Origin of the sequence: Streptomyces sp. T39, assembly GCF_008042045.1 — a bacterium.
Taxonomy (GTDB): domain Bacteria; phylum Actinomycetota; class Actinomycetes; order Streptomycetales; family Streptomycetaceae; genus Streptomyces.
Genome location: NZ_RDBP01000040.1, coordinates 44,029 through 46,864, shown reverse-complemented (window position 1 = coordinate 46,864; position 2,836 = coordinate 44,029). Strand labels below are relative to the sequence as shown.

The following is a 2,836-nucleotide window of genomic DNA, read 5'->3' as shown; positions in this document are numbered from 1 at the left end:
GGCCGGGGGCATGGGGCCGGCGCTTCAGCGGGTGGCTGGGCCGGCCGGGGTCGGGACGGGACACGGCTCGTGGCCCGGTGCCCTTCGCGGGGGCCTTGCGGCGCGCCCGAGGTGCGGCGCGTGGGACGTCGTGGCGTCGCGGGAGCGTGGGAGCGTCCCCCGGCCTGCGCGCACCGCAGGCGTGGCACGCCGGGAAGCGCCGCGCTGGGGCTTCCGGAGGCGGGGGCCGCCGGAACCCGGCCGGGCGCGGCACGTGCCGGCCGGCTCGCGGGGCACGCACCCGCGTGTCGTGGCATGCCGCGAACCGCTTGCGGCCCCTGCTGACCGCCGACCGCGCGGGCCCGGGCCCGCGCGGTCGGCGGTCAGCGTGCGGCGTACCGGGACTCGACCGCGACCGCGGCCGCGGCGACCGCACCGGTCACCGGGACCGCCAGGGGCGCGACCGCCCACGCCGATCCGGCGACCACGGCGAAGCCGCCGACGAGCAGCAGCGAGCCGGCGGGGTCGCGCACGGTGCGGCGGGCGGCGGCGCCCAGCAGGTCACGCCAGCGGGCACCGGGGTGCCAGACGGCCGCCGCCCGCAGGACGGCCACGGCACCACCGATGAAGGCGAGGATGCCGACCGCGCCGACGAACGCGCCTCCCGGCAGTCCGGCGCCCACGGCCGAGAGGTTCAGCCAGAGCAGCCAGACGGCCGCGATGCCGCCGAGCCCCACGAGCGCGCCGCCGCGTGCCGCTGCCCGGACGTCCGCGGCGAAGTGCCGCCAGCCGCCCGTCTCGTGGTCCAGATGGCGGCGCAGATGGCGGGCCCCCGCCGCGAAGGCGGCGGGCGCGGTGACCACGGGCAGGGCGGCCAGCGCGATCCACACGCCGGTCAGCAGGCATTCGGCGAAGACGCCGAAGCCGGTGGAGAGGCGGGACGGCGGGCGTACCGCCGCTGTGCGGACGGCCATGTCCATCAGCCCTTCAGTCCGGAGGTGGCCATGCCGTCGATCAGATAGCGCTGGAAGGCGAGGAAGAACGCCAGCACCGGCAGCAGCGCGACGAGCGACATGGCGATCATGCCGCCGTAGTCGGCGACGGCGTCCTGGTCGATGAACATCTTCAGGCCCAGCGAGACGGTGTACTTCTCGGGCTCGTTCAGATAGATCAGCGGGCCCATGAAGTCGTTCCACGCGTTGATGAAGGTGAAGATCGCGCTGGTGATCAGGGCCGGCCGGCACAGCGGCAGCACGATGGACCAGTAGATCCGCAGGTGTCCGCAGCCGTCGAGCCGGGCCGCCTCGTCCAGTTCCTTCGGCAGGTTGCGCATGAACTGGAGGATGAGGAAGACGAAGAAGGCGTCTGTGGCGAGGTACTTGCCGATCAGCAGCGGCACATAGGTGTTGATCAGCTCCAGCTTCTGGAACAGCACGTACTGCGGGATCAGCAGCACGTGGTACGGCAGCAGCAGCGTGCCGATCATCAGCGCGAACATCAGGTTGCGGCCGGGAAAGTCGATCTTGGCGAACGCGTACGCCGCCAGTGAGCTCGACACCAGCACACCGATCACCGAACCGACGGCGAGGAAGGTGGAGTTGACGAAGAACGTCGAGATCGGGATGTCGGCGATGCCCTCGGTCAGCCGGCGGTAGTTGTCGGTGATCGGCTGCGTGGGCAGCAGGTCCAGACTGCCCACGATGTCGTCGCTCGGCTTGAGGGAGCCGCCGATGACCCAGACCACGGGGTAGAGCACGACGGCGAGCAGGGCGAGCGCCCCGGCGTGCCAGAACAGGGAACCCGAGCCGCGCCGGGCGCGGTGGGTGAGTGTGCCGCTCATCGGGCCGCCTCCTCGTAGTGCACCCAGCGCCGCTGGGACCAGAACAGCACGGCGGTGACCAGACCGACCGCGATCAGCAGCATCCAGGCCATGGCGGACGCGAAGCCCATCCGGCTGTTCTCGAAGCCTTGCTGGTACAGGTAACAGGTGTAGACGAGGGTGGCGTCCGCCGGTCCGCAGGTGCTGTTGCTGACCACGTACGCCGAGCCGAAGATCTGGAACGAGTGGATCGTCTCCAGCAGGACGTTGAAGAACATCACCGGCGAGATCATCGGCAGGGTGATGTTCCAGAAGCGCCGCCACGGGCCGGCGCCGTCGACCTGCGCCGCCTCGTACAGTTCGCGCGGCACCTGCTTGAGGCCCGCGAGGAAGATGACCATCGGAGCGCCGAACTGCCAGACGGTCAGTGCCACCAGGGAGTACAGCACCCAGGTGGGGTCGCCGATCCAGCCGCCGACGTCCATGCCGAAGAGCGACTGGGTGCGGTCGACGACGGCGTCGTCGGAGAAGAGGGCGCGCCACACGATGGCGACGGAGACGCTGGCGCCGACGAGCGACGGGGCGTAGAAGGCCGCACGGTAGAAGCCCTGACCGCGCCGGCTCTGCGCCAGGAGCATGGCGACGCCGAGGGCGAGGAGCAGCTTGATCGGTGTGCCGATGACGACGTACTTCGCGGTCACCTCGACGGAGGTCCGCCAGCGCGGATCGTCGAACATCTCGGTGAAGTTGTCGAAGCCGATCCACTTCGGGGAGTCGAAGAGGTTGTACTCGGTGAACGCGAAGTAGAGGGAGGCCGCCATCGGGCCCGCGGTCAGCAGGAGGAAGCCTGCTATCCAGGGCGACATGAAGAGGTAGCCGATCAGACCGTCCCGTTTCGGCCGCACCGCTGCGGAGGCCTTGCCCAGCGCCATGTCGCCCGCGATCCGCAGGAAGGCGGCTTCGACGATGTCGGCGCCGGCCGGGTGCGGGGTGATGGGCTCCAGGACTCCGGCGTCGGCTATCTGCTGCTCGTAGGCG

General features: G+C 70.9%; 3 protein-coding genes. All 3 read right to left on the bottom strand.

Annotated features, from left to right (window positions below; genetic code table 11):
* Positions 1-362: 362 nt before the first annotated feature.
* From EAO77_RS28385 to EAO77_RS28375, 3 genes are read right to left on the bottom strand one after another with little or no spacing between them, the layout of a single operon-like run.
* On the bottom strand, positions 363-953 hold the full coding sequence (locus EAO77_RS28385) for a hypothetical protein (RefSeq protein ID WP_187283456.1): 591 nt from the start codon (positions 951-953) through the stop codon (positions 363-365).
* 5 nt (positions 954-958) lie between these two features.
* Positions 959-1,819: a carbohydrate ABC transporter permease gene (locus EAO77_RS28380; RefSeq protein WP_147991187.1), complete on the bottom strand. Its 861-nt coding sequence runs from the start codon at positions 1,817-1,819 to the stop codon at positions 959-961.
* The gene (locus tag EAO77_RS28375; protein WP_147991186.1) at positions 1,816-2,730 is read right to left on the bottom strand and encodes a carbohydrate ABC transporter permease; all 915 of its coding nucleotides are present in this window, start codon (positions 2,728-2,730) and stop codon (positions 1,816-1,818) included. The genes EAO77_RS28380 and EAO77_RS28375 overlap by 4 nt, the downstream gene beginning before the upstream one ends.
* Positions 2,731-2,836 lie beyond the last annotated feature (106 nt).

Excerpts from the sequence above, each read along its gene's own strand:
- EAO77_RS28385 (WP_187283456.1), bottom strand. The coding sequence starts at position 953 with ATGGCCGTCCGCACAGCGGCGGTACGCCCGCCGTCCCGCCTCTCCACC.
- EAO77_RS28380 (WP_147991187.1), bottom strand. The coding sequence starts at position 1,819 with ATGAGCGGCACACTCACCCACCGCGCCCGGCGCGGCTCGGGTTCCCTG.
- EAO77_RS28375 (WP_147991186.1), bottom strand. The coding sequence starts at position 2,730 with ATGGCGCTGGGCAAGGCCTCCGCAGCGGTGCGGCCGAAACGGGACGGT.